General features: G+C 71.8%; 4 protein-coding genes. 3 read left to right on the top strand and 1 reads right to left on the bottom strand.

Annotation, left to right across the window (positions count from 1 at the left end):
• Nucleotides 1–51 precede the first annotated feature (51 nt).
• Nucleotides 52–1,008, bottom strand: coding sequence for an AraC-like ligand-binding domain-containing protein (locus tag L2C96_RS43925; RefSeq protein ID WP_425550252.1), 957 nt, complete (start codon nt 1,006–1,008; stop codon nt 52–54).
• Nucleotides 1,009–1,125: 117 nt separating this feature from the next.
• On the opposite strand from L2C96_RS43925, the gene L2C96_RS43920 reads away from it, so the two are divergent.
• From L2C96_RS43920 to L2C96_RS43910, 3 genes are read left to right on the top strand one after another with little or no spacing between them, the layout of a single operon-like run.
• A complete protein-coding gene (locus L2C96_RS43920) occupies nt 1,126–2,079 on the top strand; it encodes a VOC family protein (RefSeq protein ID WP_020422719.1) in 954 nt (317 codons plus the stop codon).
• 1 nt (nt 2,080) lies between these two features.
• Entirely contained in the window at nt 2,081–3,061 is a 981-nt protein-coding gene (locus tag L2C96_RS43915) for an alpha/beta fold hydrolase (RefSeq protein WP_237340298.1), read from the top strand.
• Complete coding sequence (locus L2C96_RS43910) at nt 3,058–4,227, top strand: acyl-CoA dehydrogenase family protein (RefSeq protein WP_237340297.1); 1,170 nt, start codon at nt 3,058–3,060, stop codon at nt 4,225–4,227. Before L2C96_RS43915 ends, L2C96_RS43910 begins: the two co-directional genes overlap by 4 nt.
• Nucleotides 4,228–4,399: the final 172 nt, after the last annotated feature.

Raw genomic sequence — 4,399 nt, 5'->3', positions numbered from 1 at the left:
AATCCTCGACTCCCTCGCCGCCTACTGCCGACGAATTAACGACTCAGGACACTAGCGCAGGCCCGCCAGCGACTCCGCGCGGAACTCCGCGGGGGTGCGGCCCGTCTCGCGCTTGAAGACCTGGCCGAAGTGGGACGCGCCCTTGAACCCCCAGCGCGCGGCGATCGCGGCGACCGGCGTCGCGGCCAGCCGCGGGTCGGCCAGGTCTCGGCGGCAGCACTCGACACGACGGGCGCGGATCCACGACGACACCGTGAACCCGGTGCCCGCGAACAGGTTGTGCAGGTGCCGGGGCGAGATGTAGTGCGCGGCGGCGACCGCGTTCGGGCCCAGGTCCGGGTCGCCCAGGTGCGCGTCGATCCACTCGCGCACCTGCTCCAGCAGCACCTCGCGCCGTCCGGGCAGCAAGCGCGTGCCGTGCAGCATCACGGTCACCAGGTCCATCACCGTGCGCACCGCGCGCGGGCCGTGCGGGCCCAGGGACTCCACGTTCCGGTTGAGGCTGAGCAGCATGCCCCACACGGTCGACGGCAGCCCGGGCTCGCACTCGAAGGCGGTCGCGGTGATCCCGGGCGGCGGCGCGGGCAGGTACCGCTTGGGGAACCGGATGCAGGTGGAGCGGTAGTCGTCGCTGGAGACGATCGCGGCGGGCTTCGCGGAGTCGTAGATGGCGAACTGCCCCGGCTTCAGGACCGCGGTCCGCCCGTCCTGCGCCAGGCGCAACTGCCCGGACAGCTGCAGGGTCATCACGTAGAAGTCCTGCTCGTCCGGCGAGATCGTGGCCGCGTCCCGGTAGGCGGCGTGCCGCCCGCTCTCCATGTCGACGAAGTTGACGTCGGCGAGCGGGCGGTTGCGGACGATGCCGGCGAACGCGCGCGGGCGCTCGCAGTCGAAGTGGAACCGCAGCACGCTGCGCTCCACCTGGTGCGTCCACGAGCCGAACTCGACCTTCGGCCCGGAGGCCGGGGGCGCCACGGCCACCACGTCCGCGAGTGACGTCATCGTCATCCCCACCGGTTGTGCGCGCATTCGACAGCGGTGTGCGCCCATCGTTCATGACGGGCGCCGTCCGCCGAATCTACCGTTGCGGCACCACCGCGGAAAACCTCAGTGTGGAGGCGTTTCATGGCGTTCGTCGAAGGTTCCCACCACGTCACGTTGTCCGTCGCGGGCGCTCAGGAGGACGTGGACTTCCACGTCAAGGTGCTGGGCATGCGCCTGATCAAGCGCACCGTGCTGTTCGACGGCTCCCTGCCGATCTACCACCTCTACTACTCCAACGCCGCGGGCGACCCCAGCAGTGTGGTCACCACGTTCCCGTGGGCGCAGGCCGGGTTCTACGGCAAACGCGGCACGAACCAGGCGCGCGAGGTGCTGCTGTCGGTGCCGCACGATTCGCTGGACTTCTGGCACCGGCGCCTGACCGAGCACGACGTCGAGGTGGACAACGTCGAGGTGTTCGGGCAGCGGCGGCTGGCGTTCCGGCACCCGTCCGGCATCGAGTACGTCTTCGTCGGCAACACCGGCGACGACCGCGTCGGGCACGCGGGCTACGGCGTGCCACCCGAGTGCGCGATCCACGGCATCCACGGCGTGGGCATCCACGTCGCGACGCCGGACCGGATGGTCGAGTTCGCCGAGGAATCGTTCTTCTCCCAGGGCCGTCTCGCCGAGGAGGGCGACCGCGCGGCGCTGCAGATCGGCAACGCCAAGTACGGCAACCACCTCGAGCTGACGGTCAACCGCACCGACGACCAGGGCACCTGGGGCTACGGCGCGGGCACCTACCACCACTTCGCGTGGAACGTCGGCAACCTGCGCAACCAGGACGAGGTCAAGTTCGACATCGAAGGCCGCGGCTACACCGACATCTCCGAGCTGAAGGACCGCAAGTACTTCAAGAGCGTGTACGTCCGCACGCCCGGCGGCGCGTTGTTCGAGCTGGCCGTGACGCACCCCGAAGGCGGCTGGACGTGCGACGAGTCGCCGAAGGAGCTGGGCACGCGGTTCCAGCTGCCCGAGCAGTTCGAGCACCGCCGCGAGGAGATCCTCGCCCGGCTCGAGCCGATCGAGATCTGACGTGACCGCACCACATGTGACCGGCGGCCACGAGATCACCGTGCGGCGCGGGCAGTTCTGGATCCCGGGCGAGCGGGTGGCGGCCGGCGGCGTGACCGTGCAGCGGGCGCCGATGTTCGTGCAGTGGGAGGCGCCGCCGGAGGTGACCCGGCCGTACCCACTGGTGCTGGTGCACGGCGGCGGCGGGCAGGGCACCGACTGGACCGGCACCCCGGACGGGCGGCCGGGCTGGGCGACGCGCTTCGTGGAGGCCGGGTTCGTCGTGTACGTGGTGGACCGGTGCGGTCACGGGCGTTCGCCGTACCACCCGGACGTGGTGGCGCCGATGGGCGCGCCGTTCCCGTACGAGGCGGCGCGGGCGTTGTTCCTGCCTGAGGAGCGGCGCGGCGAGCAGGTCCAGTGGACCTACGGTGAGGCGGAGGTCGACCAGCTGCTGTGCCCGATGGGCCCGTTGCCCGCGGACCTGGCGGAGTCGCAGCGGATGGACGCCGACCGGCTGGGCCGGTTGCTGGACCTCACCGGTCCCGCGGTGCTGGTGACCCACTCCGCGGGCGGTCCGGTCGGGTGGCTCGCGGCGGACGCGCGACCGGATGCGGTGGTGGCGATCGTGGCGGTCGAACCGGTCGGCCCGGCCTTCGCCGAGATCCCCGGGATGGGTTCGCTGGACTGGGGGCTGACCTCGGCGCCGATCACCTACGACCCGCCGGTTTCCGGCCCGGCCGAGGTGCGGGCGGGAATGCGGATCCCGGCGCTGGCGGGCAAACCCGTCGTGGTCGTCACCGGTGGCGCGTCGGCGTTCGCGGACTTCGCGCCGCAGGTCGTGGACTTCCTGCGCGACGCGGGCGCTCTCGCCGTGCGGCTGCACCTGCCCGACCACGGCGTCAAGGGCAACGGGCACGGACTGATCTTCGAAGCCAATTCCGACGAGACGGTGCGGCCGGTCATCGACTGGATCCGCGGACTGGAGGGGACGGACGCATGAGCCTGCACGTCAGCGACGAGTTCGACGGGTTGATGGCGCGCCTGGACGAGGCCGCGCCGGTGCTCGCCGCGAACGCCGAGAAGGGCGAGGAACTGGGGCGGCTCACCGACGAGGTCGCGCAGGTGCTGCACGAGACGGGGGCGCTGAAGATCGGCATCCCGCGGGACCTGGGCGGGTACGAGTTCTCGCCGCGCCAGGTCATCGAGACGATCGCGAAGATCGCCTACTCGGACGCGTCCGCCGGGTGGTCGTTCATGGCGTTGCAGATGGTCACCGGCACCACGGCCGCCTACCTCGGTGACGAGGCCGCGGCGGAGTTGTTCCCGGACGTGCCGGGCAGCCGGTACGCGCTGATGGCGGGACAGGGCACGCGGCTGGGCGCGGCGCGGCGCGTCGACGGCGGGTATGTGATCAACGGGCAGTGGAGCTTCGCGTCCGGGATCTCGATGGCCACCCACATCCACACGGCGGCCTTGTGCGAGGAGACGGGGCAGGCGCTGATCTTCACGTTCCCCAAGGAGCAGGCGACACTCGTCGACAACTGGGACGTGATGGGCCTGAAGGCGACCAGCAGCATCGACTACGTGTGCGAGGACGTGTTCGTCCCGTCGACGCACGTGTACGAGATCACCACGATGGCGGCCCGGCACGGCGGCGCGATCTACCGCATGGGCCTGGCGAACATGGCCGGCGTGTGCCACACCGGCTGGGCGCTCGGGGTGGGGCGCCGGATGCTCGACGAGATGCGGGCGCTGGCCGCGCGGAAGTCCGGAACGCCGGGCGCGTCGGTCGACACCGGGCAGTTCCACGCGGAGTACGCGCAGGCGGAGGCGGCGCTGCGCTCGGCACGGGCGTGGGCGATGGAGGTGTGGGAGGCCAACGAGGCGACGCTGGACGGTGGTTCGCTGCTGACCACGGAGCAGGAGACGCTCACCCGGCTGATGCTGAACAACACGACGTGGTCGGTGCACGCGGCGGGCCAGACGGTGTACAAGTGGGCGGCCACGGCGGCGCTGCGCAGGGGCGACCTGCAGCGCTTCTTCAGGGACCTCCACGCGGGGACGCAGCACATCACGTCGGGGCCCGTCGTGCTGCAGAACTGCGGCCGCTGGATGGCCGGCCTGGCGCCGGAGGCGCACTGGGAGTTCCTGGAGCTGAAGGGCTGAGGGCGGCGCGGCAGCGCGCCGCAGCGCGCCGCAGCGCGACAGCGGCGCCCGCGGGACGGCACGGCGGCGTGGCGCGGCAGCACGGCGCGGCGCGGCACCGCGGCGCAGGGCGGCACGGTGGCGTGGCGCGGCAGCACGGCGTGGCGCGGCGGCGCTGTCGCGGCACGGGGGC

Origin of the sequence: Amycolatopsis tucumanensis (genome assembly GCF_021654135.1) — a bacterium.
GTDB lineage: Bacteria > Actinomycetota > Actinomycetes > Mycobacteriales > Pseudonocardiaceae > Amycolatopsis_E > Amycolatopsis_E tucumanensis.
This window is presented reverse-complemented; position numbering and strand designations above follow the sequence as displayed.